Consider the following 26,819-nt stretch of genomic DNA (forward strand, 5'->3'; position numbering starts at 1 on the left):
GTATATCGACTGTAACAATGGAAACTTTATCAAAAGTTCTCATACTCAGGCACGAAATTTGCTTTATTGCCATATTAGGTTAAGAGTCAGAAAACTGGCTCGATTGGTAATATCGCCATTAGCTTAGCGATAAGGATTGAATTGATGCACATACCAGGTTCAGCTTCGCTCATCATTTTGAGCCTTTTACTACTTTCTTTGCCCACCAGAGCCGAATGGATAGAAGCCAGCGGAGAAGCAACTATTATCAATGGTAATACAGCTCAAGCAAGGGAAGAAGCAATTAATCAAGCTGTTAGCTATGCGACATTAAGCACAGGTATTCAAATATCCAGCGAGCAACAAACCTCTAATGGTAACCTCACACAAAATAACTTTGCGATAAATCGCAACGCCCAAGCCATAAACATCCAACTCGTAAGTGAACAAATTCAGGGAAATAAAATATATGTATCCCTACGCCTCGATCTAAATGATGATCCAACACAACAGTGTCCTAATGGCCAATTAAAGGCCGCTATTTTAATACCTCAAACACAAATAAAAGATCGTTCTCAGCTTAGATATGGACAACTTTCAGGCTTTGAAGAGGTCATTTCAGAGGCGTTAGGGAACACTATAGAAGATTACTCTTCAACTGGCTTTAGTCACATCCATGCTAACGAGCGACTCGATATTGAACAAGACCTAGTGGATATTCGCGGTTATCGACTCCCAAGCTGGCTCAGTGAAATTACCGACAGCCAATATATTCTTCAACCGCAGATCATTGATATATCGATAGAGCCTGTACAACCCACCTTCTTAGGATTTTGGGATGAAGCTCCGCTAAGGCAATTTCAATTCAAACTCAGCCTCTATCATGGGATCAGTGGCGAAGAGGTCTGGAGCAAAAGCTACAGCACATCGGCCCCATGGGAATTTGAAGAACAGGCTATCATTGCTCCCAACAGTAATAGATTCTGGCGTTCCTCCTATGGAAAAAGTATTACTCAATTAATATTGCAAGCTACCCGAGATTTAGACAGCACACTTAATTGCAGGCCATTACTTGGCCAAGTCGTTAGCCGACAAGCAGACAGGATTATATTAAATCTAGGCCGTAAACATGGCATTCGTGTCGGTGATAAATTCCAAGTAGTATTACAACAAAACTTACCCGATAGACTCAATGAAATGCGCGCCGTCGCGACCAAAAGTCGTGCAACGGTAAAAATTGAGCAAGTAAGCGAAGAAAGCGCTACCGCAGTACTTGTAGACCAAAATGCCGCCTACAATGTACAGATAAACGACATAGCGCTTAAGATTTAAGCAACTAAATCATAAGCCTTTTAATCAAAGATAAAACCAGTATAATCACTGTCGTCTCTTCATAGCTCAACAGGATAGAGCAGCCGCCTCCTAAGCGGCCGATCGGGGTTCGAGTCCCTGTGGAGAGACCATAAGTCACTTTTTATTTATAAAATTCAATAATTTACGAAAAATTAAAAATCCTGTGCCGCCTATGTGCCACCATAGGAATGACGTTTTTTAGAATTTTTTTTTCGTAACATTTTCAAAAATCCTCGTTTTGCCCTGTTCATCTCAGTTATGGACAATTAACACTATTTCTAATACTTTTCCCTATGAGTTAACGAACAGGGAAAACAGGTTTATGACGGAAATTTCATCACAAAAAAAATTCACTCAAACACTCGAAGAGATCATCGAGCAATATTCGATTTCCGAACAACCCGAATTTTTAAAAGTCCTTACCGCCCTCCCAGACTCTCCAGATAAAGACAAAATGTTCGAAGATATGGATGAGGTATTTCGTGCCATAACTTCACCCTCTGAACTATCCAGCAAACTCCCCAAAGGCACAACTGAAGATTCGGCAGCAAAAGAGCTGGCAAAAATTCCAGACAGTCAGAAAATCCTTAGTGAAGAACAACAGAAAATGGTGGAGATATTTATTGAAATGCTATCTTCATCATCGGGCAATGACTCTCAGATCGATATGAACAATGTACGAAGGTTCGCAAATGCCAATTTTCCGCTTTCATCAGACACTAATGATGAAGATGAAGCTGTATTACTAAACTTACTCAACAGCCAACCAGAGGCCATAGCTGAGTTTATGCAAGCGATGATGGCGTGCCACATGGCTGGAATGACCAAAGCAGCCAATCTACTAAGTCGCCTTTTTGCACAGCACGTATTGGTCATTGAAAACGAAAGCTATCTGACACTTCAAACTGACATAACTAAGCATAAAGAATTATTCGACAAAGCTTCTAAATCTGGAAGTTCAGGAAGAAATAAGCGTCATGGCACTAGAGATAAAGTCGTGGCCTACGCCATCCAACTTTATAATCAACGAAATTATGATAATCCTCACCAAGCAGCACAGATGATTACAGAACAAGTCCTTGATTTCGCGAAAAGCGTTGGTTACTCATTTTCTTCACCATATCAAGCAACTAGAACAATTAATAGTTGGCTGAGTTCGCAACAAACCAATAGATAATTTAAACGGACTGTCTCAATGCTTAATCATAAAACCGCTCTAGTTACTGAACTATTCTCTACAGGACAGTATCCAATTTTTAGCGCATTCGCTGATCTGTTGATTGAATTGTTTACTGAGGATGAAAGCAACATTTGTGAATCCGATATGGAGATGCTCTCAATTGCATTGGGTGATGGCGCTCATAAGTTGTATATAGAAGCGCGTTCAAAAACTAGGCCATCAGATAAAATTGATTCTATTTTCAATAATTTCATTAAGCTGAAAATTGAAATTTTGACCTCAATCTTTACTAGAGGAACTGAGCTACCAACAAGGTCAAATCAAGCGGTTACAAAACTACTATTGAGGCAGTATCAAAATGTTCTCGACAATATTGAAATTAGAAGACAACAAGCAGTCCAAGAAAAACAAGCTAAAGAGTTAGCCGAGAAAAAGGCTCAAGTAGATGAACTCCTGAAAAAGCAGCTAGCAGCGGAACAAGCCTATCAAGCAAGTCACATTGATTTTAATGATTTCGGAATTCACTGCGTTAAGAAAAGCTCACGAGTCGACAAACTTCTTAGCCAACTTCGCAAAAAGCCAATCACTCAAGAAGAAATGGCATGGCTTTCTGACGTAGGCTTCTCCAATGAACTTATTGAGCAAAAAAATCATATTCAATTAGCTCACCAGCATTATCAAAACTGGAAACAGAAAAACATGCCTTGGGAGCTGGTCAATGCAAGTGCAGCCTATAGAAAAGGTGGCGAACTAAAGAAAATCCGAAAGACACTAAATGAACAATATCCATTTGCCCATTCAGGGAAAGATAAAAAGCTGAAGTCAGCTCTATTGACGACCTTTGGCGGAGTCTGTAGAGATCAAGAAGACTTCACCAGAGGAATAGAACTTGGGCATGAAGCGCATAAAGTGACACCTTTAAATTTCAGGCCATGCACCTTGCTTGGAGCGATTTATCTATCAACTGGTGAGTTTGACCTAGGTCATGAATGGTACGGTAAAGCAAAAGATAGAGGGTTCACTCAAAATGCTTATGACAACGATATCAAATCCGTTTATTTCAGAGCCAGTGATGAAATAAAAAGCCGCCTTAAGCAAAACCTTATTGCAACTGGTCACAAATATGACTGGCTTAATAAGACTTAAGCATTACCGTGACAGGGTGTGACGGTACTGTCATACCCTGTCACGGTACTTTCACACCCTGTGACGTGAATACACCCTAACCCCGCACGATTAACCTAACTCCTGACAAATCTACTTTAATCAGGAGTTACCATGAACGATCTATTACTCAGCCCGACCGAGGTCGCCGAATTTCTCGGCGTCACCATCGGTACCCTATCCGTTTGGCGTTGCACTGGCCGCTATCCTTTACGCTTCGTTAAAGTTGGCCGCAGCGTTAAGTACCGCCAAAGTGATGTTGAATCCTTCATTAACGGGAGGGTTTATGATCACACTCTTTAAATTCGGTTTCTTGTTTTGCGTCATCATTCAATTAGCGATGATCGACCACACACTTCAACAATCCCTAGAGACCATTAGGTTATATAACGAGTCCAAGTACCCGTTAACGGGTACAGAGACCGAAATCGAAAAGGTGTACCCGTTAACAAGCTCTGACTCTGTTAACGGGTACACCTTAAAAGCCACTGACCAAAAGCAAACTGTTCCATTACATAACGGGGAGGTTAAACAATGATGTTCTCCCCTACCTTACCCATGCCCAAGCTCACCGATGAACAACAGGAGTTTGGCCAATGGCTCTTACAGGGCAATAGCCTTTTCCTGTGCTCAGAAATTTGCAGCGACTTTGGCAAAGTTGACGGTATTGAAACCTTTAACGGCCACTTTCAAAAACGCACCTTGTTTAGGTTAAAACGTGAAGGGCTACTTACTGAAACCACTGTTTTTGAGATGGGCATTCGTTGGCAACAGCTCACGCTTAACGAGCGTGGTAAGAAATTACTGACTAACAGCGAGGTAAAAGCACATGCTTAATGTTCATGAACACGATAAACAATGGCTTGAGAATAAACTCTATGGCCTACCCTCGCCTCATCGTATCGCGATTATGCGTCAATACCGTAAAAAGCCTAATCGCCGTGAAGCTAACTTAAGCCTGTTACACCTGACTAAACGCATTGCCGCCGTTATGGGTAAGGACAAACATTTCTACCATGTGAATATCGAGCAGCAAGATCTCATGCAACGGGCAAAGCAACACGCCCGCCGCTGTATACAGATCACAGCGCAAGCAGAAGGTAAGAGATTACTCACTATCTACAACACGCTATTACATTACATGGCGTGCTATAGCATTAAGCCGCCAAAACTGAGCGAGACAATTATCAACCATCTTAAGTTGGACACACTTGATGAGATTGAGCTTGCCCAAGTCTATGGCGCACTCGCCCGCGCTGGCGATGAAATTTGGTGGAAGCGGAAATTAAGAAAACAGCGCAATCTGCAAATTGAAACCATTTCACGCGAACTCAATTTGGTCAGTAAACAAAAAGGCATTTATGCCAGTAACATTACCGTCAGCAATTTTCAGACCCAATGGCAGAACAATCAACAGCTATTAGAAAACACCATAGCCACCAACGAACACGGCTATAGTGCAAGTCTTGCCGAATTATCCAAACTCAATGTCTCTAATCCCGCCATTCGCAAGGCCGAGTTGATGGTTCGCATCCGTGGCTTTGAAGATTATGCCAAAGAGATGGACTATAGCGCCCTATTCTTAACCATGACTACACCGTCTAAATACCATCGCTGTTTTGCCAGAACGGGCGATGAAAATCCCAATTGGAACGGCGCAACTCCGCTCGTTGCCCAAGAATACTTAAATCGCACCTTTGCCCGCATTCGTGCCACCCTTGCCCGTGAACAAGTCACCCCTTTCGGCTTTCGGGTAGCAGAGCCGCACCACGATGGCACCCCGCACTGGCATTTGTTGTTATTCATCCCAACCGAGCAACAGCAAACCTTAGTCGATACCTTCACTCACTATTGCTTAGAAGAAGATGGTGACGAGCAAGGCGCAAAAGAGCGTCGCTTCAAAGTGGAATATATTGATCCAGCCAAAGGTTCTGCCACTGGCTACATAATGAAATACATCTACAAGAATATTGACGGAGAAGGCATCGAATACGACAGCTACGGCAAAGATGCCTCAAGCTCAGCAATCAGGATAAAAGTATGGGCGTCCTGTTGGGGCATACGGCAGTTTCAACAAGTCGGTGGTGTTGGTGTAACCCCTTGGCGCGAATTAAGACGCCTAGACGCAATTAAAGATCCGTCATTTGATTGGATAGAGGCCATTCGCCAAGCAGCCGACAACAGCAACTGGGCTTTATACACTCAACTGATGGGTGGCGTATTTTGTAAACGTGTCGAGCAAACCATTCGTCCGTTATACCAAACCAAAACCAATGCGCTCCAAGCCAGAACTACCAGCAATAGAGCGACTAACACACAAAGCAAGCCAATTGTCGCATTAATCCAACAACAATCCAGAAACGCATTGCAGGAATACGGGAATAGCCAGAAAGAATGCGGAAATTATCCCGAAAACTCCGATAATCTATTGCGGGAATCAGCCAATCGAATGCGGAAATCCAGTCCCGCAATGCAGGAAACGATTTCAGGAACTGTTGCAGTATTTTCGGGGTTAGATGCGGGATTGACTTCGGAATTAGCTTCGGGAATAGCAGGAATCAATTCTGAATCTACGCCAGAAAACTATCAGCCACTCAAAACCAATCGCTATGGCGATTCAGCACTAACTCAGCTTAAAGGGATTGTCTCATTCGGCGTTGAGATCATCACCCGCGTCCACACTTGGACGCTGGCCACGAAGTCTCAGGTTCAGAGAAACGCTTTTTGCTCTCACTTGGAGTTCTGTCAATAACTGTACTGGGTGTACTGGCGTAAAAATTTAAACTTAACAAAGATAGACATCTAACAGCTCTTAACTATATGATAAATTAAAATATAGTTAGTTAGAATTAATGCTAATTAAGGACAAGTATGAGCATTGCAGGGATACGCTCCAATCGTGGTGATATCTACCAAACTTTGATTGCCTTTGATTGGGCTTTGACAGTCTTGACTGACCCTGACTATTTATGGCTTGAAACTGATTCAACTGCCTATCTTGTAGATGATGTGGTAATAGGAAGAGCCGCCGGCGGTCTCATTTGTTGTCAATGCAAGAAAAACCAAAGTGATTTTAAATCATGGTCGATTGCAGATCTTGCCGATGAGCTAGACAAAGCAATTCAAGACCTAACAAAAATAACTAATTCTATCGTCAAATTTTACTCGCGTAGCGACTTCGGTGACTTGGCTAAACTTTGTGAGTTTTCAGCCGCCTATTCTACTGAAGCTGAATATCAGCAAAATCTAACCAAACAACATCGGACGACAGATGATAATTTAAAAGTTCGTATTGCATCAAACTCATCCAATCTTTCAACCTTTGAAATTCTTAATCGTATTTCATTTGAAGTCACCCCTAACTACGATTCATTAGCGCGCCAACTTAAAGAACGTCTACGGCTCATCGCAAGTAACTCAACTACTGGATTTAACGCTTTGTGGCAGAGCTTAGATTCATTTGGTGGACGTACTTTAGAAAGTATTGATGTTGGCGTAATGCAACACCAGCTTACTAAAGATGACTTAAAAAATATTCTTTATCAAGCTGGTGCAATGCTTGTACCGCCAATGGCTAAAGCAGAAATTCTGGGGTCATTTTCTACTACCTCTGCAATTGGTAGAAATTGGACGCGGGATATCAATAACCAACGTATTCCTTGTTCGTTAATAGATGATCTTCTAGTTGCTATAAAAGAGAAACAACGTGCCATTTTACTCACTGGGAAACCAGGTTCTGGTAAGACATGCATCATGCTTGGTCTACAAGAATCCCTAGAAAAACGATTAGAAACCCAAAACGATATAATTCCTCTATTTATTCAGTCTCGCGAATTTGCTGACATAACTACAGCACAAGAGCGCAAAGCACTAGGGCTAACAGAACAATGGGTCGAACAAGTTGCACGTTTAGCTGAAGAAGCACATGTTGTTGTAATAATTGATTCGCTCGATGTTTTGTCCATTGCTCGTGAACATTTGGTATTAACGTACTTTCTTGCTCAAATTGACAAGCTACTGTTAATTCCAAATGTCACAGTAATTACAAGTTGCAGAGATTTTGACCGTCAATACGATAGACGTATTGCTATCCGTCAGTGGGACAGTGAATTTCATTGCCAACCATTAGTATGGGATACCGAAATAGTCCCTCTGCTGGAAAAATTGAATATTGACTCAACAACTATTGACGCGACAACTCGCGAACTTATAACCAACCCTAGAGAATTGGCATTATTTACTGAACTAGCACAACGAGAGGGGAGCTTTAATATAGTCACTTCCCAAGCACTTGCGCAGAGATACATTAATGTCGTAGTGGTGAATGATCCAATTTTAAGTAATGATGCGATAAATGTTATAGAATCAATTGCTGATGAAATGCTCAAGTCTCGCACTCTGTCATTGCCTAAGCAACGCTTAAATACTACTCCTGATATCCAGCGAAGACTCCTTAGCCTTAATATTTTACAAGATACCCATGATGATAAAGTTACATTTGGTCATCAGACTTTATTAGATGTTTTGGTTATAAGTCGAGCAATAAGGCTTGGAGCAACTCTTAATGAATTTATTCAAGGATTACCCCCAGTTCCTTTCGTAAGACCAAGCATACGTAATTTTGTTATGCAGCTGGCCACTGGTGATAGACGTGAATATCGAAAACAATTGCGCGCGGTACTTTCAGGTAATGCGGCGTTCCATATTCGCCGCTTAGTCGCTGAATCTTTTGTCCAACACATACCACATGATGATGACTGGCCGCTTATACGAGATTTACGAAAAAACCATAGCGATATATTTCAAGTTATCTATTTTCAAGCATTATCAATAGAATGGTATCAGTTCTGGAAGACTCATTTAGTACCAACATTAAAAGATGAGCGTGATACTGATTCACTCGTTAGGCATGTTTATCGAATTGGACTCTGGGCTGATATTGATACCGAAGGTGTATTAGCATTTTGGTCGGAAGCTCTATCTTTAGGTTGGATTGATAGCGAAAAAATTACTTGGGAACTGGATAGCGCGTTAGCTAAATTCGATGATGATAAATTGACATTGGCAGCCCCTTTAATTACTCATTTACTTAGCATGCCGAAGCGTGAGCATAGTTCTTTAGGACATACTTTAGCGCGGTGCGTTACAGCAGGCATTTTGAATGATGAATTTCTTTGGCGTTATATAGTGGCTGATGTGACTGATGAAGTTGTGAGCCGACTTAATATCGATCGCAAAATACACTGCCAACCACATGATTTTGCGAGAAACAACAATAATTTCTTAAAGGAGAGGATGCTTCATTCTGTTGCTTTGATTGATCTAGCGTTGAACACTATTGATCAATGGCACAATGAAATGTCAATGCGCTATGGCAAAACCAGAATAGGTTATAGCTATGGATTTCTTCATAATACCTCGTACGAAGACAATCACTCCATTAGTGATCATCGTCACGTTGATGATCTGAGGCATTTATTCGATGCTATTGAAACTGCAATATTTGAACACGCTAAAATAGACTCAACTTGGTGGCTAGAGAATCGTAATCGACTCTGTTTCAATCATGAGGGGTCACTAACTTACATAGCAATTCAATCAATCAAAGAATATCACCTGTTTAATCTTGATATAATTGGTCAAATATTGTGTGACAGAAGTCTGCTTGAATTCGAACTTTCGTTTGAGCTTAGTGAGTTAATTCAAATCGCTTTCATCTCTTTATCAACTGACGTGCAAGATTTGGTAATGGCGAATATTCAATCCCTCTGGAACGATGCAACTTCGGATGAAGCTTCTTGTTTCTGGATATTGAAAAAACGTGCAGAATACGTATCTGCTATACCGTGCCATTTACGATCGCCGGAAATTCAAAAAAACCTAGATTCTTATGAAGCTAAAGAAGGCAAGCTTATAAGAGAACCTCAAATACATTCGAGGGGAGGTATGGTTCACGCACCGTTTTCCTATGAGATATTTCTTTCAGCAGCTAATGATGGCGTTATTCATTTACTCAGACACTATACCGATTATGACAGGCATTTTGATAATGATTTTGTTGGTGGCGGACGAGAAGTGGGATGGCAACTACGCGAAGCCTCATCACGTCACCCCACAAGATTTTTAGAACTGCTAACTACAAATTGGGAAGATATAACTGCAAGTTATAGAAATAACATACTAGAGGGCATAGCGACTTACATAGCTCATCGCTATGGTCGTTTGCGTAGTGATGATAACTGGGTACCAATTGAAGAACCAGAATCCCTAGTTTTATTACACAAAACCCTTGATGAATTAGAAAGACATAGAGCTTACTGGGAAAACTCTCATGCTTTAGCTCGTGCCTTAAATGCATGCGCCAATATAATACAAAACGCTCTAGATGGTGAGCGACTAGTCTTTCTTGCTATCAGTTTTGGATATTTAAATGAGGAAAGCACTTTACCGGAGGATTCTTCTGACTTACTTAATGCAGGTATCAATTTGAAGTCAGGAAATGTCGCAGAAGCTTTAATGATATTGCTGAATAAGTTTACCGAGCACAATATCACCCTCCCGATAACTTTGATTCCAACATTGCGGTTTTTCGCCAGTCATAAACATCCAGCTATCAGAGCGTTGATCTTAATGCATTTGCCCTATATTCAAGGTAAAAATCCAGATTTAGGTTGGGAGCTATTCGAGATTGCAACATATGATGCTAAAGATCTTGGAAAACCAGCTGAACGATGTTTGTATTATGCATATAGAGAAAACTTCGAAAGAGTCGCCAGTTTTCTTGCGCATATTAATAGTTATGGTAGTGAAAATGATATGGAAACATGGGGACGTATTTCAGCATTGTGCGCTTTAGATGGTCAATTGGATTTTAATACATTCCTTAACAATTTAAAATCAAATGATTCAACCCATGCTTGGGATGGAGCTTCTGGTGTTTGGACTCACATAGAAAACATTAAAATACATCGCGAGCAATGCTTGAAAGGAATTGAAGCTGGGTTATGCATAGGAGGCGTTAACTCTGTTGCTGTTGCTCAGCGTTTCAGTAACATTTTTAGAAAAGATACACCAACTATATCAATACCAAATGAAATATTGATTCAGTATTTTAAAGTGTTAGAACAAAAAAATGAAGAAAATTATGGAGACACTCCATATGGCTTTGATGAATGGCTAAATATAATTTCAGGGCGTAATCCCGACAGTGCTTTAAAGGCCTTTGAAATCTATCTAAACTATATCAAACGAACTAAAGTGCGTTTCTATGATCATGGTAAAGATCTAACCCAACTTTTTACTCGATTATTCTCAGAGGCTGAAGAACGGGAAGAATCTGATAATGGTGATATGCTTCAGCGCGTAGTTGTGTTACAAGACATTATGTTGTCTCTAGGAATTAATACGGTAGATGAATGGTTAAAAGCTGCGGAAAGGCCGTAACCCTACTACGATTTGAGTATTAATAAAAAATTTCAGTAACTAAAACTTGATTTTTTAAGTCAATCACACCGCTACATTAGGAGTTTCATACAATGAAACCAATTATTTTTGTAATCATTATTTTAGGCGCGGTTTATTATTTAGCGGCTAGCTTTGGTCTTGTTTTAGGAATGACCAGTTACAAAGAAGGCTTTGACAGAGGTGATATACTGACTAATTGCTTAATGGTACCAAACGGTTCCGCTATTTTAGAAAAGGATAAAATAAAATGTCAGGCCGTTTTAGATTTATATAAATCAAAAGGAAATAGCGGCACGCAATGCCTAGATGAACTATTTCCAGCCTCTAATCTAATTATCAAGAATTCCGATTTACTTGATTGCAGTTTATCTATAAAAGAGTACCAAGCTAATCTATTAGCAAAATCGCTCAGTTTATAGTTATACCAAGCGTTCAAACAGCTCTTGCCTTTCATCATCAAAGAGCTGTTTACTACCTCAACCCATCAGCTTTCAAGGCCTTGAAGCTCAGATCTTAGTAATAACCTTCGGAATTTTTGATTCAGCCTAATCTCATTTTTTTGCGCACCAAGCCAAAATGGTAGCCTAAGTTCTATTGCATATTAAATCTTCGCATCTAGCTAACAAAGGAATACTTATGAAGCCAAGCAACTACAATCCAAAAGCTAAAGAGGCCTTTGGCAGAACATTAATCGATATCGGCGTAGCAATATTTAAAGGCCTGATGTTGCTTTTCACCGTAGCTCCCGCCTCAATTATAATCAAGGACATATTCGAAGGCGGGACATCTAGAATATCTCTATATGAAGCATTGGCAGCCATGTCTAACTCAACCTATTACATGTTTTTAGGGATTATATTAATAGGTTTCTTAATTGGACATTTTTTCAGAAAAGAAGGGCTTCGATATTTGCACGAGGTTGAAGAATACGAGAAAAAAAACAGTAATAGTAAGTCAAGTATACGAAGAACAATCACTCGTTGCGATTGCAGCACCCCTTGTTCTCCGCATAGGCGACGTTAGTTTATCGCTGTCTGTCCCGATACCGGAAACTTATCCAACAGCTCTCGCCTTTCCTCCGTTGAGAGCTGTTCTATCTCCTTCACCAACCTATCTACCTTCGACTATTGCACAAATGTCCCCAGTAAATGCGCCGTGGTGATCCCAAGCTCTGCCCGCACATTTTCAATGTCCAAATGAGCATAAATGCTGGCGGTGATGCTGGCATTTGCTTATACCTATGCCTAACGACAGATTACTCTGACCGAACAGCTTACTGGCTATTCCCCCATTATCCCACACTAAAAGAGGCAACCTGTTGATAACCAATATTTAACATCGTATTATTCAATAGGTACTTCATTCTGTAAGAACAATTACATTAGAAGCACTGATGCCATCGAGCTAATCACAACATATAACAACTAATAGGGAACTTGATTAAAATGAAAAGGACACTTTCTACAATTGCGCTAGCTTTCACACTGTCACTTACAGGTTGCGCTTCTTCTAGTCCATGGGATGGTATGTCATACGAAGAGGGAAATGCGTGGCGTGGTATAGGCGTAACGGCTTTTGATGCAAAAAAATTTAGAAGTAATGGGTATACACCAACAGATGCTAAAGAATGGATACAGTCAGGAGTTGTTTCCCCTGAAACCGTAATTCAGTGGAGTAGAGCAGGCTTCTCTGCACGCGATGCTTCAAAGTGGATTGCTAAAGGTTTTACTTTAGAAAAAGCCCTAGATTACAAACGCCAAGGTTTAACTGTTGCTGGCTAGCTAATTGACACTTTACCAAACAGCTCTCTTCTTTCATCACTAGAGAGCTGTTCAATCTCTCTCACCAGCTTATCCACCTTAGACTCTTGCGCAAACGTCCCCAGTAAATGCGCCGTAGTGATACCAAGCTCTGCCCGCACATTCTCAACATCTAAATGGGCATAAGTGCTTGCTGTAATGCTGATATCGCTATGGCCGAGTAGCTTACTTGTCGTTTGAATATTGCCGCCACGCATCACACTCCAACTGGCGATGGTGCGGCGTAAATCGTGGATAGTGACATTATCCTCTTTCGCTGTTACTGACTTTTCAGGACTCCGCAGCCCTGCCCGCTCGGTAATGCGATACCAGAAGCTACCTTTGCCCGCGTTCTCGGTAATATGACCTGAATGACTACGTTCGGCGGGGAATACATATTTATCGCCGTGAACGGCTTCATGGCTTCGGCGTTCAAGGATTGCCATCACCTCTTTGGTTAATGGCACCGCATGGGGCTTTTTCGATTTAATCTTGTTGGTCGGGATAATCCATACGCCGCGCTGATGGTCTATCTCGCGCCACTCCATGCTAAACACACAGCTTTTACGCTGCCCTGTTAACAGCAACAGCATAACCACATCACGGTAAAGTGGTGGCTCAAATTCTAGCGACTCCAGTAATGCCCTCACCTCATGCTGATTCAAAATCCGCTCACGCTTCACCGCCGCCAATTTTTTGATGCGACCAAAGGGATTAATAGCTTGCTCGTTGAACATCGACTTAAGCAAGGTCAGGCATTTGTTACGCACTGCAGCAGAGCTTTTGGTGATAATCAGTTTGAGCAGGTTTTCGGCTTCGACTGTGGTGATACTCTCAACAAGTAAATGGGCAATGCGCGGCTGAATATGGTTCTTCCATGTGGATTGAATATCCTTAAGGGAATTGAGTCGCCGCTCACCCGTCTTAATTTTGACCATAAACTCAGCTTCGAAGGAATCAAACAATTGTTGAACGCTAATAGACAAGGCTTCTTTGCGCTCAGCTTCAAGCTTGGCAAGGCGTTTCGCTTCGTTCGGATTCACCCCTTCGGCCAAGTCCACGGCAATGTGCTTGGCCTGTTTACGGGCGTTCTCTATGGTTAAATGCGGGAACTCCCCTATAGTGACAGTGACGTCTTTACCTAAATGCTTGCGGCGAAAGCGAAAAACCTTTTTTCCCGATGGGAAAACATCTAAGATTAACCCATTAATTGAGTCTCGATGGCCGAAATCCGCAATTCTGAAGCGTTTTTGACCGATTTCGAGCTGTTCGAAAGCACGTTTTGTGAAGCTTGTTTCAATGCTCATAATGACTTAGCCTTAAATCCTGTGCCGCCTATGTGCCACCATAGGGATTAATTTAGACTAAAATACAGTAATTTTGGTTAATGTCAAAATCGCACAAAACACACTTAACAACATGTTTTATAATGATTTATTAATTTCAGATAATTTTCATTAATGTCGCAAACTGTCTCCTGTGGAGAGACCAGATAGTGACCTTGGTGATATCAAACTCCCAGAAATCTTCCGGAGAAACGGAATGACCGAGCTATTTGCGTCTAATCTCAATATTATCGTTAAGCGTTGGCCTATAGTGGCCGCTGCGGTCAAAAGCCAAACCATCAATGAATTAGATGCTCACCTTGTCAACGGTCGCAATCAAACTATCAGTGTTAATGGTATTCAACTCAGCAGCCGTCATGACCGCATCGCCGAAGCACGGCTCTTTATCAGTACATTACCTGCAGATGCAACTCACGTAACCGTCTACGGTGTCGGGATGGGAGATGTACCAAGTTTACTTATCGATAATCCACAGTATCTTTCAATTGATGTTTGCATTTTAAACCTCAGCGTTTTTGCCCTCCTCATTAGTTACACAGATCAAAGCGAATGGTTAAAGCATCCAAACATTAATTTAACGGCGCTTCCAAGCGCAAAGTTAAATTTTCCTAATATTGCAATTACGCCAGATCTCACTCTTGTCAGTGATGAAAATGCGACTCTTAGAGACTTATTAGTCATGGAGCTCAATCGTGAGTTCTCTAATCAACGACATCAGTCTGATGATCCTGCAATATTAAAACGCTTCGAGGATAACCAACTTTATATTACTCACGATCCTGATGCTGCGAGCTTAATAAATAGTCATAGTAGCTATAAAGCTATCGTGATTGGCTCGGGTCCTTCTTTAGAAGAGCATTATGATTATCTGCAACAAATTAGTTCAAGTTCCCATAGGCCACTAATCATAGCGGCCGATACTGCATTACGTGGTTTACTTCACAATAATATAAAACCAGATATTGTGATCTGCATTGACGGATTGATAGGTGAATACCATTTACCGCTAGCCTCGACTCATAACATCAATCTTGTTTATTTTCCCCGGGTTGATCCAATGGTACTTAATGCTTGGTTAGGCCAAAGATTTATTGCCTATGGAGGCAGTAAAATATACGCCCAGCTCGCTTCTCGATATCCCAAACTAAGACTGTTCACGAGTGGAAGCGTCATTCATCCGGCAATTGATTTAGCGATCAAATTAAAGGCAAAAGAAATTACCCTATTAGGGTGTGATTTTTGTTATTGCAATAACAAGAGTCATGCGTTCTGGAATGATCACAAATTTGGTCAAAACGATATAAAAGAACAAATATGGGTTAATGCGATTATTCAGAAAGTGAAGGAAGCGAAACACTGGTTGATCAATGGCAAAGGTCAGCGGATAGCGACGGATCTAAACCTAAGAGCATATCTCAGACACTTGGAACGCTATATCGCTAAACATCCAGATGTAAAATTTTACCAAGCGAGTTTATCAGGCGCTAAAATTCGCGGTTCTCAGTATAAGGACCTCATATTATGAGCTTAAGCCTACAAGATTCACTGCGGCAAACGGCAGGTTTATTTAGACTAGGTCAAGAAGCAAAGGCTTCAGTAGAGTTACGGTTATGTCTTGATAAAATAGAAAAAAACTGCCCAGAACTTGTCCTTAATTCGACTTTTCAGCAAATATTGCCTGCTATGCTTCAGGCACAAGAGCAACACGATTGGTTAAGCCTTGCCGATTATTTAGAGTATGAACTAATAGAACTAGTCTGATAAAGCAAGAGAAACAGGGCATCAAGCTTCCCAGAGACTTGCCGTTAATAGACTATACCGAGCCATTTGCGAGTAACTATGACTACACATTCACCTATTTTTATCGCTGAAGTCTCCAGCAACCATCATAGAGACTTACAGCGTTGCATTGAGTTTATCAAAACTGCTGCAGACATTGGTTGCGATGCCGTAAAATTTCAGCTTTTCCAAATAGAGCAACTTTTCGCTCCCGAGATTCTGGCTAAAAGTGAAACGCATAGAAAGCGCAAAGATTGGGAGCTCCCAGTCAGTTTTTTGCCTGAATTAAAACAAAGCTGTGATAAATATGGCATTCAGTTTTCTTGTACACCATTCTACTTAGATGCAGTGGCAGAACTTGAACCCTATGTCGATTTTTATAAGATTGCCTCCTACGAATTGTTATGGACGGATCTACTAGTAGCCTGTGCAAAAACGGGATTACCTGTTGTTCTTTCAACTGGCATGGCTACTTTAGAAGAGATAGATCAAGCGGTACTCACGCTAAAAGAAAATGGCGCGAAAGACATCACCTTGCTCCATTGCGTATCGGCATACCCAACTCCTGAGAATGAATGTAATCTTGCGGTATTAGAAAGCTTTAGAAACCGCTATCAAGTTAACGTTGGCTGGTCTGATCATACTGTCTCTAGTGCGGTACTTAACCGAGCTGTACACAAATGGCGAGCCGATGTCATAGAGTTTCATTTAGATTTAGATGAAAAAGGCGATGAATATGCTTCAGGACATTGTTGGCTGCCACAACAGATAGCACCCGTAATCCAAGGTATAAAATTAGCCAATGTGATTGATGGCAAACCAGAAAAACAATTTGTTGCTAGTGAAGCCTCAGATAGAGAATGGCGAGCGGATCCCCTTGATGGATTACGTCCACTCAAACACATCAGGCCGTATTTTTAGCCAATCATTCACCGTTCATAACTAAACACCGAGTACCATACAAGGTGTTTAGTTATAGCTTTAGCTAATGTCAAACTTAATAGTCTTGTAAACCCACGATACTCGCTTCTCTAGCTCTTCTAAAGAATCCGCTGTGACGATAAAAACACCAGCCCTATCCGCATGACTACAAATAGGTTGTATTTTTTCACCTACATTAATAAAAAACTCTAGCTTTTTGACAAAACTCTGAATTTTAACTTGTTCAATTCCATGAATTCCAATGAGTTGACCTTTTTCAGGGAAAAAATATCGATTAGCAACAAATTGATTTTGTTTTGGGATTAAGGCCTCAAAGTCAGGCTTAATATCCAGTGCAATTTCTAACGCAGTGCGTACATAGTTAATTCCCAGCCCCAAAGGAACAAGACTTTCAGAAAAATCACCACCGCTCAGTCGAGTTGCAACCTCGATAACCTTTGCTCCTGTCTCAGTATAAACAATGTCACCTTTGATGACTCCGTTTTCAATATCTAATGCCTTAGCAACATCATCAATAAGTTTCTCGATTTCAATTCGCTGTAATTTGGATAAACGACTTGGTTGCCAACCGCCATTTTCGAGAATATAGGGGGCAAAAACATCCAACATCTCATAGTTACGATCAACAAATCCCGCAGTATATCCTTTTCCTTGATAAAAAAGCGTTTCGGTACTAACCTGCGGTCCTTGTAGATACTCTTCGATGATAACCTGCCCACTAAACGATTCTTCTATTGAACGCCGATATAAAGCTTCTATATCCATGCCCTCCTTCAAAAGAAACACTCCCCGGGCACCAGACCGATCTACTGGTTTTAGCACTAAAGGTAGACCGCGTTCGGCCACCAGAATACATAAATGCTCAAAACTCTCAACGGCAGAAAACCAAGGGATAGCAACATTTTTTTCAGCAAAATGTTGTTTCATAAGAAGTTTATCTGTTGTAATCAGGGCAGTTCCCAAAGGAATACAAGGCACTGAAAGATACTCGGCAAGAGCAGATACATACTGAGAAATATCACTACCCATTACCGCCACACCGTGAACAGTTATTTGTAATCGATCAACAAAAGCTTTAAGCCCTGGTAAATCTCTTGTGCTGACAATCGCATACTGATCGGCAAGCGCAAATCCTGGAGAATTGGGATTCCCATCTACAACAATGACATGCAAACCCATCGCCTTTGCTGTCTTGATGGCAAAAACTTGATCGGCACTCGCACCTAAAAGTAGGAGATTTTTTACTTCAATTGTCAAGAATTGCTCCTCCACTAACCGCAAGAATTTGCCCTGTCATATATTGTTGTTCATCCGATGCTAAAAATACGCAGGCACTTGAAATATCTTCAATTCTTCCCGCTTTTTTCAACAAAGTCATATCTAGCACTCTAGCTCCTGCAGGGGAATCTATTTCATCAGCAGTTTGATCTGTTCTAACCAATCCTGGCGCCACTGCATTAACAAGAACATTATACTCAGCGCCATAACGTGCAAGTACTTTAGTCAGGCTATTTAACCCAGCCTTTGATACCGCATAATGCACAGTCTTCGGTCCATGATACTGACCAGCAACAGAAGAAATATTGATAATTCTGCCGCCGCCATTAGCCTTCATCAAAGGAAACACTTCCTGGCAGCACATAAAGGGGCCTTTGAGATTGGTCCCCATTATCATATCCCAGGCCTCATCAGTTACTTCATCAAACCAGCCTCTTTGGTTAATACCAGCATTGTTTACCAGAATATCAATGCGACCGAACTCAATCTGCGCTAGGTGTATCAAATTTTGGATCTCACTTCGCTTAGAAACATCAGCACGGATCGCGACCACTTTACGCCCCAAATTCTTAAGCTTACTAACAACACGAAAAGCCGCCTCATCATTTGTACGATAATTAATGATTAAATCAGCGCCTTCGCTGGCAAAAGCTTCAGCAATACCTGCACCGATCCCTCGTGATGCACCAGTGATAAGCGCCACTTTACCTGTGAGTCTACCCACTCGTTATTCCTCTTGATATTCGATCCAACGCTGCTGGATTTTCACCACTATCTGTTTTACAGTAATACCAGCTTCATCACTACATTCTTGCTTACTTCCTGGCCTTATAAAACTATCTTCGACACCACTTCTAAAAACCCTGAGACTAATATCTGAATCGCTTATGGTCTCAAGTAATACAGAACCAAAGCCCCCCGCTAATACGCTCTCCTCAAGGGTGATAATGTCCATTCCAGGAACCAACAAATCGAGAATGCCATTTACAGGAAAAGGTTTGATGCTCTGAACACAAATAATACCAAACGTTTTACCTAAATTTGCCAATAGTGATTTGAGTTCCCAAGCCTTTGCCAAAGTATTTCCAAGACAAATAATATAACCATTTTTACCTTTGGCGGCGATAGACATCCCCTTGCTAAGAACTCCAGTATCAGGCTCTGAAGTACTTAAAGGCTCATAGGGATGCAAAATAACCATGGGACCCACAGGCGAAACTAAACGCCTTTCCAACAATCTCTGCGCCTCGATACTATTAATCGGATATTCTACTTGCATATTCGGGAATGATTTTAAATACGGAATATCATAAATCCCATGATGAGTAGAGCCATCGTATCCCGCAAAACCAGCCCTGACGCCCAGTACAGTGATGGGTAAATTCATATAACAAGCATCATGCAACAACTGATCGAAGGCCCTTTGCATAAAGGTTGTTTGCATACATACTACAGGCTTTAATCCCTCAAGCGCCATACCACAAGCCATTCCAACAGCATGTTGCTCCGCCATTCCAACATCTATGACTCGACCTGGGAACAAGGCAAATAAACCATCCAAAGACGAAGCATAGGGTGTTGCAGGAGTGATAACATGAATATCAGGATCCAATGCCATAAGTGCAGCTAATTTTTCAGCAAAAACAACCGCAAATGTCTTTCCAGCAACTGTAGGTGACGCACCTTCACCAGTCATTGGATTAAAAGGCATTGAAAAATGCATTTTATAGGGATGAGAACCTGCGCAATCTAACCCCTTTCCTTTTAGAGTTTTGATATGCACTACTGTAGGACGCCCAAGAGTCTTTGCATTCTTAAGAGCCTGAACAAGAGACTTTGTGCAATGACCATTTGCAACAGACAAATAGCCGTAACCTAAACTTTCAAAAAAGTGTTGGGATTTTTCTTGCCAATTATCACCAATAGTGAGCTGCCTAACACCGCCTACTGACGGTGCTATTGCCATTTCGTTATCATTCACCACAAGAATAAGTTTGGCATCCCGATCTACACTGCCAAAGTTTAGAGCCTCAAATGCCATTCCTTCAACTAGAGAACCATCTCCGATGACTGAAACTGTAAAGTCCCTACTTCCTTTGCTTTTAAGCGCAGCAGAGATACCTGTCGCCAATGAAATTGATGTACCAGCGTGCGAGGCGTCGATAGTATCGTGCTCACTTTCTTCCCTAGCGATAAAACGACTCATCCCCTTATAAGTGTTAAGGGAGTCAAATGCGGCACGGCGCCCAGTTAAAAGCTTATGGGTGTATCCTTGGTGACCAGTATCAAAAATAATTTTGTCAAAAGGAGAATTAAAAACAAAATGAATTGCCAAGGTTAGCTCAATCACTGAAAGGTTGGCACCAATATGACCACCGGTGGCAGATATTTTATCTATCAAAAAACAACGTATTTTTTCGGCCTGTCCATCCAGAGCTTCAATTGGCAATTTTTTAAGTTCAGCTGGAGAGCCTACAAACTCAATATAATCAATGGCTGCCATAAAAAATCCTTAAAAATTAACGAATAGGTTTTATACAAACAAGAACAGTATTGGTGCCATAGGGATCAGCATCATCGTGTATAATGCCAGCCTTAATACCAATCACTTTAACAATGTGAAAATACTGTCCAACTAAGTTCAGAAGATAATCCAAACTATATTCGACTATATGGCAAGAATTCACTGGAATATGACCATAACTGTTTTGCGGTGTGCTTAGAACTAACATGCCGCCAGGTTTAATGATACGTTGTAGCTCTTTCAAACAAGCCTCTTCAGACACATGTTCTAATGTCTCGAAACTGGTAACTGCATCATAACTATCATCATCGAAGGACATGTCAGTAATATCTTCAACAAAAAACTCAACATTTTTTTGAGATGAATGAGCTTTAGCGTAAGCAACACTTTCTGGATCTAGATCAGCTCCGTGCACCGTGGCAAGAGATGTCGACATCATTCGAACACCGTAACCATCAGCACAAGCTATATCCAATACTTTCATATTGGACTTAAGGTATTTAAGCGCTAATTGATAGTGATAACCAAGCCTGTCACCCGAAGCAATCCGATGATTATTCACTTCTTGACGTGGTATCTCATAGATAGCTTGTGCCAACTGCCTACACTCTCTTAAATAGTCATCCGTGTATTGAGGTAAGGACTCGAGATGTTCAAACTTATAATCATATCGATTGAGTTCAAAATAAGTTTTAGGATGAACGTGAAATTTTGCTAACTCAGGTTTATCAAGAATTGTAACCAGCACCCGAAGTGCGCCGACACGAAAGACTTCAGAGCTAAAATGAACAGGAAAGTCAGCAGGTAGCTTGATACAATCAAGATTATTTTTTTGTGCGAGACTAACCATCTGTTGACTAAGATTAGTATCGAAGCAGAAATGAATACCATCCACTCGGACAATGAAATCATCATCATTCAACTCGCTTGATGCAGCAACCATACGTCTGAGAGGGCTTTCATCAAATCCATAAAATGCTTGCAATCGTTTATCGGCAATTTCATCAACAATCCCTTTTAGCTCGCCGCCACGATCAAATTCTGGGGCAACTAAACAAAACTGAGCCTCGGGAAATGCAGTCAATGCACGCTTAATTGTCCTTACAATGGCAATTTCACCGTCAACCAATCCCATGCAAATATCTCTACCTCCAGCCCAAGAGCGAGAACTTGCCTGAATCAATACTTTGATATTACTCATATCTACCCCTACATGGCATATTATCTATAATTTTTTGGCAAAAAGGACAACTTCTCGCCCCATACCTACGCTGGCAAGCGCTCGATAAAAATCTCTTTTGACTTGATTATTACCAGCCTTCGACATCTGGGTATCGAATCTCATACGCTTTTTATGGCAAGCACGTCCTAGTTCCGGTGACTCAACATAATTGTCACCCATTAACAAAAACATATCTATTGGAAAGGTTGTTTCCTTCATGACAACATCAAAGCCGACAGAAGCAAGCAAATTACCTAAGGTTTCGAAATTGAAATAATTAAGGTGATGTGGAGGAGCAACCCACCAAGGGCGATAACCTTCATAAGATCTAAGCGTTTCCTGAAATGGGTTATAGTCATTTGGAACTACAACACACAAAATACCACCGGGTACTAGTGCTTCTCTGCATAGTGACAACATTTCTCTAGGATTTGGTATGTGTTCAAGGACAGCGTTGGCGTGAATTGCATCAAATTTTCCGAGAATATTGACTGTCTCTTGATTAAAAAAACTCTCAACAACCTCTACTCCTAAACCTCTTGCATGCTCGCACGCCTGCGCTGACGGCTCGATTCCCAATGCAGTCCATCCATGCCGTCGACCATAATTAACAAAATGCCCTGGGCCAGATCCCACGTCCAAAATACGTCGTGATGTATCCGTTAAGAAATACTCTAATGTTTCATAACGATCAGCATAAACCTGATCCCACCAAGAATTATCCTCACCACTTTCCTTAATAAACATAGGCTTATTCGTAGTGTAATATTCGTGCCTATATATGTTTTCAAGTTCATCTAGAGTAGGAAGAGGGTGCACGTGCTTGAAACCGCAACTTTGACATTCAATCACTTGGAAACCATTAACATCATCGACAAGATGTCCGATGTGTTGTTCAGAAGTCTTTTGATGCATCTCTATTCCTCAAATGGACGGCGTCACTAATTTGGCTTTTCCAAGAATCAGCAAATTTCAAGCCAATTAATATGAAGTTGTAACAAACTCCCTGTAGCTGCTAAGATTTTAGCATCTGATTACTCACTAGCGGTACATATATTGCTTCTGAAATTTTTTAAACTCAATTATCATTATTGGCTAAATAATTAAAGGGTAAGTGAAAAAATGCCAAAGGATCAATCCATTGCCCTGTATACGGTTTTCCACTTAAACCTTGCCTTCTCATCCATTGAAAATGAGAAGCATGGCGAGGTAGTTAAACGTTGTTACTGGCCCTTACTGGAATTAGCCCAAGATGACGTAGCCCTTGGCTTAGAAATGACAGCAAATACCCTCGAAGCAATTAAGGCTGTAGATCCTGAATGGATCAATGCGTTCAAGTCATTATTATTATTAGGCAAGTGCGAATTAGTAGCCAGTGGCGATAGTCAGATCATTGGTCCGCTTATTCCTGCCAAGGTAAACCAAATCAACTTAAGACTTGGCCAAGACTACTACCAGCAGGAGCTAGGAATTAAACCCAATATTGCCTATCTCAATGAGCAGGCGGTCTCAGCAGGTCTCTTAGATATATATATTGATGAAGGTTTCGAAGCAGTGGTTGTAGAGTGGGACAATCCTTTCTCCCACAATCCTGACTGGCACACTGAGTTACTTGAGCGCCCTCAGTCACTAGTAAGCGCGAGCGGCCGAAAAATTAAAGTTATCTGGAACCACGCTATAGCCTTTCAAAAATTTCAGCGTTATGTTCATGGAGAACTAACACAGGAAGATTACCTCAATTATCTGCTCAAAGTACTTAAACCCGGCACAATCGCTTTTCCCGTGTATGGCAGCGATGCTGAGGTATTTGATTTTCGTCCAGGGCGCTACCTAACAGAAGCCAATGAAGTAACAGGTGAATGGCAGCGAGTTAAAACATTATTTAATGCTATTAAAGAAATGAAAAAGTATCGATGGGTATGCCCATCCAGCCTTTTGTCGCTTTGGCAGCCGAGCAAACCACTGAAATTGACTAATGCCCATCATCCCGTCTCGGTAAAAAAACAAGCCAAATATAATCTGTGCCGTTGGGGATTAAGCGGGCGCAACGATCTGTTGCTGAATACCCAATGTTATAAACACCTCGCCTCACTCCAAATTAAGCCTAATGCAGATGATAGTGAATGGCGAAACCTTTGCCGTCTTTGGGCCAGCGATCTTAGAACCCATCTAACAAAAAATCGCTATAACGCGCTAAAGCTAACGACACCATCCTCAAAGTCACCAACTTTCGCTCCATGGATTCCCAGAGCAGATGTAATACTAGATTACGATGCGGAACGACGCAGACTGCATATCCGAACACCTTATCTATACCTAACTCTCAATGGTAATAGAGGTCTTGCTATTGATACTCTAGCCTTTTCCAGTCAAGGGTTTGAACCCATTATAGGCACTCTTTCACATGGCTATTTCGATCATATCAGCTATGGAGCTGATTTTTATAGCAACCATTTATTACTCGAGCGCTTTCGTGATAGAGACAGGGTGACCGATCTCAACCTAGTTGAATATCAACTAGGTGAACTGGATAGCTGCCTTATTATCTTTTGTAAACAATCGCTAAACAGTGGCGGTCTAATTAAATGGTATAAACTGGATAGCGAAAGCTTATACACTGGGTTTTGTTTTGAGGACAGCCATAGGCCCGAAGCCTCGGTACGTCTTGGTTTTATGACTTTATTAGACTGCGAACAACGCGCATGGTACCAAACACGTTTAGGTGGAAACCAAGATGAGTTTTTCCAAATTACTGATGACATGGATCAAGGAGCCGCAGTATCTTCCATCGTATCCTCCTCAAGTGCACTAGGCGCTACAAATGGTACCATCAGCTTTGGCAGTAAGACTCGGGGAATACACATCAGTTGGAACCCTGCCAACTGTGCAGCACTGCCAATGATCTCAAGTAAAAAAATTAACAATCAATATTTGAACCGTCTGTGGTTTTCCCTTGCTGAAGCTGATGAAACCCTAAAATCTGGGGGGCATTTACTCAACTTTGCCATCTGTATCACCCCAACCATGAGACCTTGTCATGTCTAAAGCCCTTGCAATTGTTGGTGCTCGCCTTAACTCTAGTCGTCTCGCAGGCAAACACTTATTAGAGCTCGCAGGGAAGCCGCTAATTGAACAGTTATGGCGCCGCCTAGCATTGTGCCAAGAGGTTAATAGTTTTGAACTGGCTACCACTGCTGATGATTTTAATAAACCTCTCATAAATTGGGCACATACCCACCAAATTTGTTGCCATCCTTTTGAAGGAGATGTTAACGATCTAATGGCACGACTCGATAACATAATCCAAAGACAAGCACCTGACTTTATTATCTATATTTGCGGTGACTGCCCACTCATTGCTCCTGATTTTATCGATCATGCCCTGACAAGGCTTAAGGCTTCGGGCAAAGACAGCATCAAACTCCATGATGGAGTCATCTCTATTCACGAAGGCATGGCATTTTACAGTCGCAAAGGATGGGAAAAACTGATGTCTGTAAGCCAATGTGCCATGTCGAGGGAGCACGTGGGTTACGCGGACAGAATCACCCCAGTGCTTGACTGCTTAAGTATTACCGATAGCGCAAATTATTCGCAGATAAAACACCGAATATCAGTAGATACTCAAGCCGACTATCGCTTTATGGAAGAAGTATATCGCCGTTGGTACAAGATCCATACTGTAGACACCATCGTCAGCCTAGCATGGGTGCAACAACAGTTATTAGAAGATCCAATGCTAGCGGCTATCAACAATCATGTGAAACAGAAAGCGGCAGATAAACTGTACGCAAAGGCCAGTATCTATTGTCATCTAGGACCCTCTATTGGCTTGGGACATTACAAGCGGTCCAAATCGATTGCCGATGCATTGCAAGAGTATCTTGGAATTGGGGCCATAGTACACGTCCAATATGAAGGACCACAACTTGAAAAAACATCACCTCGACTTCACTGGTATAAGAATGAAAATGAGTTGCTAACAGCCATGATTTTGGATCCAAATCCACTCATTCTACTTGATCTACATCCAGACTTTATTTCACTTCCAGCACTTAGAAAGACACTCCAGCCACTCAGAGATAAAAATACTAAAATTGTAGGGATAGATAAACTCATATCAATTATAAATGAGCTTGATTGGTTATTTATCCCTAGCTTCAATAAATCATTTCAGCATCCTAAGGTCTCTGTCGGCTGGCAAAACTATCTATTTTCTTCAATGCCCCAACAAACAAAGAAACACCAAATTCTTGTATTAACAGGTGGCAGTGATGCACTTGCTTACGGCACCATTTTACCCACGCTACTATCAACACTTTGTACTGATTGGCCTATTATTTGGGTACAAGGACCACTGGCCTCCCCCCCCTTATTGCCATTAAGTTCAACAATAAGCGTACTGACAGATCCCGATGATCTTCATGAGTTAATCGCAGAGTCAGAAATTATTTTAACTTGCTATGGCTTGTCACTATTCGAATCCATCTTCTCAAGTGCTGCTAGCATATTACTCCCGACACAACATTTGTGTGATAGCGTAGAACTCGAATTGCTTATCAAAGAGCACTGCTGCCTTACGAGTAGTTCCCTTCCTGATGCAATCTCAAAACTTGAAGCTTTATTGAGTGATTGCAACGCAAGACAAAAACTACAAAAAGAAGCAAGCAGAGTATTTAACGACCACGCAGGTATGATAAATCTGATGGAAGATATTCAACGGCTATTGGAACAATAGTGTCTAGAACCATACAAAATTTAAGTTGATATATGCTACTCGCAGCCAGAG

General features: G+C 41.3%; 22 protein-coding genes and 1 tRNA gene. 17 read left to right on the forward strand and 6 right to left on the reverse strand.

Annotated elements, in window-relative coordinates:
- Positions 1-144 precede the first annotated feature (144 nt).
- From KO531_RS08900 to KO531_RS08955, 12 genes are all read left to right on the forward strand, one after another.
- Positions 145-1,311 (forward strand): flagellar assembly protein FlgT, encoded by a 1,167-nt coding sequence (locus tag KO531_RS08900; protein WP_131523072.1) that lies wholly within the window; start codon positions 145-147, stop codon positions 1,309-1,311.
- Positions 1,312-1,366: 55 nt separating this feature from the next.
- A tRNA-Arg gene (locus KO531_RS08905) sits at positions 1,367-1,442 on the forward strand.
- A 212-nt stretch (positions 1,443-1,654) separates the two neighbouring features.
- On the forward strand, positions 1,655-2,509 hold the full coding sequence (locus KO531_RS08910; protein ID WP_219250939.1) for a hypothetical protein: 855 nt from the start codon (positions 1,655-1,657) through the stop codon (positions 2,507-2,509).
- 18 nt (positions 2,510-2,527) lie between these two features.
- Positions 2,528-3,658, forward strand: a complete 1,131-nt coding sequence (locus tag KO531_RS08915) for a hypothetical protein (protein ID WP_219250940.1) — start codon at positions 2,528-2,530, stop codon at positions 3,656-3,658.
- Between the two features lie 132 nt (positions 3,659-3,790).
- Positions 3,791-3,979, forward strand: a complete 189-nt coding sequence (locus KO531_RS08920; RefSeq protein ID WP_006082439.1) for a helix-turn-helix domain-containing protein — start codon at positions 3,791-3,793, stop codon at positions 3,977-3,979.
- The gene (locus tag KO531_RS08925) at positions 3,963-4,214 is read left to right on the forward strand and encodes a hypothetical protein (RefSeq protein WP_219250941.1); all 252 of its coding nucleotides are present in this window, start codon (positions 3,963-3,965) and stop codon (positions 4,212-4,214) included. Before KO531_RS08920 ends, KO531_RS08925 begins: the two co-directional genes overlap by 17 nt.
- Positions 4,211-4,513 (forward strand): hypothetical protein, encoded by a 303-nt coding sequence (locus KO531_RS08930; protein WP_219250942.1) that lies wholly within the window; start codon positions 4,211-4,213, stop codon positions 4,511-4,513. Before KO531_RS08925 ends, KO531_RS08930 begins: the two co-directional genes overlap by 4 nt.
- The gene (locus tag KO531_RS08935; RefSeq protein WP_219250943.1) at positions 4,506-6,428 is read left to right on the forward strand and encodes a replication endonuclease; all 1,923 of its coding nucleotides are present in this window, start codon (positions 4,506-4,508) and stop codon (positions 6,426-6,428) included. The genes KO531_RS08930 and KO531_RS08935 overlap by 8 nt, the downstream gene beginning before the upstream one ends.
- Positions 6,429-6,547: 119 nt before the next feature.
- The gene (locus KO531_RS08940) at positions 6,548-11,119 is read left to right on the forward strand and encodes an AAA family ATPase (RefSeq protein ID WP_219250944.1); all 4,572 of its coding nucleotides are present in this window, start codon (positions 6,548-6,550) and stop codon (positions 11,117-11,119) included.
- 92 nt (positions 11,120-11,211) lie between these two features.
- The gene (locus KO531_RS08945) at positions 11,212-11,559 is read left to right on the forward strand and encodes a hypothetical protein (protein WP_219250945.1); all 348 of its coding nucleotides are present in this window, start codon (positions 11,212-11,214) and stop codon (positions 11,557-11,559) included.
- Between the two features lie 217 nt (positions 11,560-11,776).
- A complete protein-coding gene (locus KO531_RS08950) occupies positions 11,777-12,163 on the forward strand; it encodes a hypothetical protein (RefSeq protein WP_131523698.1) in 387 nt (128 codons plus the stop codon).
- A 422-nt stretch (positions 12,164-12,585) separates the two neighbouring features.
- Positions 12,586-12,921 carry a hypothetical protein gene (locus KO531_RS08955; protein WP_131523697.1) on the forward strand — a complete coding sequence of 112 codons (336 nt, stop codon included), beginning with the start codon at positions 12,586-12,588 and terminating at the stop codon, positions 12,919-12,921.
- On the opposite strand, the gene KO531_RS08960 is transcribed toward KO531_RS08955, so the two are convergent.
- Positions 12,918-14,246, reverse strand: a complete 1,329-nt coding sequence (locus tag KO531_RS08960) for a site-specific integrase (protein ID WP_219250946.1) — start codon at positions 14,244-14,246, stop codon at positions 12,918-12,920. The genes KO531_RS08955 and KO531_RS08960 overlap by 4 nt on opposite strands.
- Before the next feature lie 235 nt (positions 14,247-14,481).
- Between KO531_RS08960 and KO531_RS08965 the strand changes: the two genes are divergently transcribed.
- From KO531_RS08965 to KO531_RS08975, 3 genes are all read left to right on the forward strand, one after another.
- Entirely contained in the window at positions 14,482-15,810 is a 1,329-nt protein-coding gene (locus KO531_RS08965; protein ID WP_168824488.1) for a 6-hydroxymethylpterin diphosphokinase MptE-like protein, read from the forward strand.
- Positions 15,807-16,046 (forward strand): hypothetical protein, encoded by a 240-nt coding sequence (locus KO531_RS08970; RefSeq protein ID WP_105251922.1) that lies wholly within the window; start codon positions 15,807-15,809, stop codon positions 16,044-16,046. Before KO531_RS08965 ends, KO531_RS08970 begins: the two co-directional genes overlap by 4 nt.
- A 78-nt stretch (positions 16,047-16,124) precedes the next feature.
- Positions 16,125-16,985, forward strand: coding sequence for an N-acetylneuraminate synthase family protein (locus KO531_RS08975; RefSeq protein WP_168824490.1), 861 nt, complete (start codon positions 16,125-16,127; stop codon positions 16,983-16,985).
- A gap of 60 nt (positions 16,986-17,045) precedes the next feature.
- Here the strand turns inward: KO531_RS08975 and KO531_RS08980 are convergent, their stop codons facing one another.
- The 5 genes from KO531_RS08980 to KO531_RS09000 are packed head-to-tail and all read right to left on the reverse strand — an operon-like array spanning position 17,046 to position 22,945.
- Positions 17,046-18,263, reverse strand: coding sequence for an ATP-grasp domain-containing protein (locus KO531_RS08980; protein ID WP_131523694.1), 1,218 nt, complete (start codon positions 18,261-18,263; stop codon positions 17,046-17,048).
- On the reverse strand, positions 18,253-19,008 hold the full coding sequence (locus KO531_RS08985) for a 3-oxoacyl-ACP reductase family protein (protein ID WP_131523693.1): 756 nt from the start codon (positions 19,006-19,008) through the stop codon (positions 18,253-18,255). Before KO531_RS08985 ends, KO531_RS08980 begins: the two co-directional genes overlap by 11 nt.
- A gap of 3 nt (positions 19,009-19,011) precedes the next feature.
- Complete coding sequence (locus KO531_RS08990; protein ID WP_168824492.1) at positions 19,012-20,787, reverse strand: 1-deoxy-D-xylulose-5-phosphate synthase; 1,776 nt, start codon at positions 20,785-20,787, stop codon at positions 19,012-19,014.
- A gap of 16 nt (positions 20,788-20,803) precedes the next feature.
- A complete protein-coding gene (locus KO531_RS08995) occupies positions 20,804-22,009 on the reverse strand; it encodes a class I SAM-dependent methyltransferase (RefSeq protein WP_168824494.1) in 1,206 nt (401 codons plus the stop codon).
- A 24-nt stretch (positions 22,010-22,033) separates the two neighbouring features.
- Positions 22,034-22,945 carry a class I SAM-dependent methyltransferase gene (locus KO531_RS09000; RefSeq protein ID WP_168824496.1) on the reverse strand — a complete coding sequence of 304 codons (912 nt, stop codon included), beginning with the start codon at positions 22,943-22,945 and terminating at the stop codon, positions 22,034-22,036.
- A gap of 207 nt (positions 22,946-23,152) precedes the next feature.
- On the opposite strand from KO531_RS09000, the gene KO531_RS09005 reads away from it, so the two are divergent.
- Both KO531_RS09005 and KO531_RS09010 read left to right on the forward strand, forming a co-directional pair.
- Positions 23,153-25,075, forward strand: a complete 1,923-nt coding sequence (locus tag KO531_RS09005) for a glycoside hydrolase (protein ID WP_219250947.1) — start codon at positions 23,153-23,155, stop codon at positions 25,073-25,075.
- Complete coding sequence (locus KO531_RS09010; RefSeq protein ID WP_131523688.1) at positions 25,068-26,768, forward strand: acylneuraminate cytidylyltransferase; 1,701 nt, start codon at positions 25,068-25,070, stop codon at positions 26,766-26,768. The genes KO531_RS09005 and KO531_RS09010 overlap by 8 nt, the downstream gene beginning before the upstream one ends.
- Positions 26,769-26,819: the final 51 nt, after the last annotated feature.

It is taken from the genome of Shewanella sp. NKUCC06_TVS (assembly GCF_019345515.1).
Classification (GTDB): domain Bacteria; phylum Pseudomonadota; class Gammaproteobacteria; order Enterobacterales; family Shewanellaceae; genus Shewanella; species Shewanella oncorhynchi.

Coding starts and splice junctions, on each gene's coding strand:
- KO531_RS08900 (WP_131523072.1), top strand. CDS start 145: ATGCACATACCAGGTTCAGCTTCGCTCATCATTTTGAGCCTTTTACTA.
- KO531_RS08910 (WP_219250939.1), top strand. CDS start 1,655: ATGACGGAAATTTCATCACAAAAAAAATTCACTCAAACACTCGAAGAG.
- KO531_RS08915 (WP_219250940.1), top strand. CDS start 2,528: ATGCTTAATCATAAAACCGCTCTAGTTACTGAACTATTCTCTACAGGA.
- KO531_RS08920 (WP_006082439.1), top strand. CDS start 3,791: ATGAACGATCTATTACTCAGCCCGACCGAGGTCGCCGAATTTCTCGGC.
- KO531_RS08925 (WP_219250941.1), top strand. CDS start 3,963: ATGATCACACTCTTTAAATTCGGTTTCTTGTTTTGCGTCATCATTCAA.
- KO531_RS08930 (WP_219250942.1), top strand. CDS start 4,211: ATGATGTTCTCCCCTACCTTACCCATGCCCAAGCTCACCGATGAACAA.
- KO531_RS08935 (WP_219250943.1), top strand. CDS start 4,506: ATGCTTAATGTTCATGAACACGATAAACAATGGCTTGAGAATAAACTC.
- KO531_RS08940 (WP_219250944.1), top strand. CDS start 6,548: ATGAGCATTGCAGGGATACGCTCCAATCGTGGTGATATCTACCAAACT.
- KO531_RS08945 (WP_219250945.1), top strand. CDS start 11,212: ATGAAACCAATTATTTTTGTAATCATTATTTTAGGCGCGGTTTATTAT.
- KO531_RS08950 (WP_131523698.1), top strand. CDS start 11,777: ATGAAGCCAAGCAACTACAATCCAAAAGCTAAAGAGGCCTTTGGCAGA.
- KO531_RS08955 (WP_131523697.1), top strand. CDS start 12,586: ATGAAAAGGACACTTTCTACAATTGCGCTAGCTTTCACACTGTCACTT.
- KO531_RS08960 (WP_219250946.1), bottom strand. CDS start 14,246: ATGAGCATTGAAACAAGCTTCACAAAACGTGCTTTCGAACAGCTCGAA.
- KO531_RS08965 (WP_168824488.1), top strand. CDS start 14,482: ATGACCGAGCTATTTGCGTCTAATCTCAATATTATCGTTAAGCGTTGG.
- KO531_RS08970 (WP_105251922.1), top strand. CDS start 15,807: ATGAGCTTAAGCCTACAAGATTCACTGCGGCAAACGGCAGGTTTATTT.
- KO531_RS08975 (WP_168824490.1), top strand. CDS start 16,125: ATGACTACACATTCACCTATTTTTATCGCTGAAGTCTCCAGCAACCAT.
- KO531_RS08990 (WP_168824492.1), bottom strand. CDS start 20,787: ATGGCAGCCATTGATTATATTGAGTTTGTAGGCTCTCCAGCTGAACTT.
- KO531_RS08995 (WP_168824494.1), bottom strand. CDS start 22,009: ATGAGTAATATCAAAGTATTGATTCAGGCAAGTTCTCGCTCTTGGGCT.
- KO531_RS09000 (WP_168824496.1), bottom strand. CDS start 22,945: ATGCATCAAAAGACTTCTGAACAACACATCGGACATCTTGTCGATGAT.
- KO531_RS09005 (WP_219250947.1), top strand. CDS start 23,153: ATGCCAAAGGATCAATCCATTGCCCTGTATACGGTTTTCCACTTAAAC.
- KO531_RS09010 (WP_131523688.1), top strand. CDS start 25,068: ATGTCTAAAGCCCTTGCAATTGTTGGTGCTCGCCTTAACTCTAGTCGT.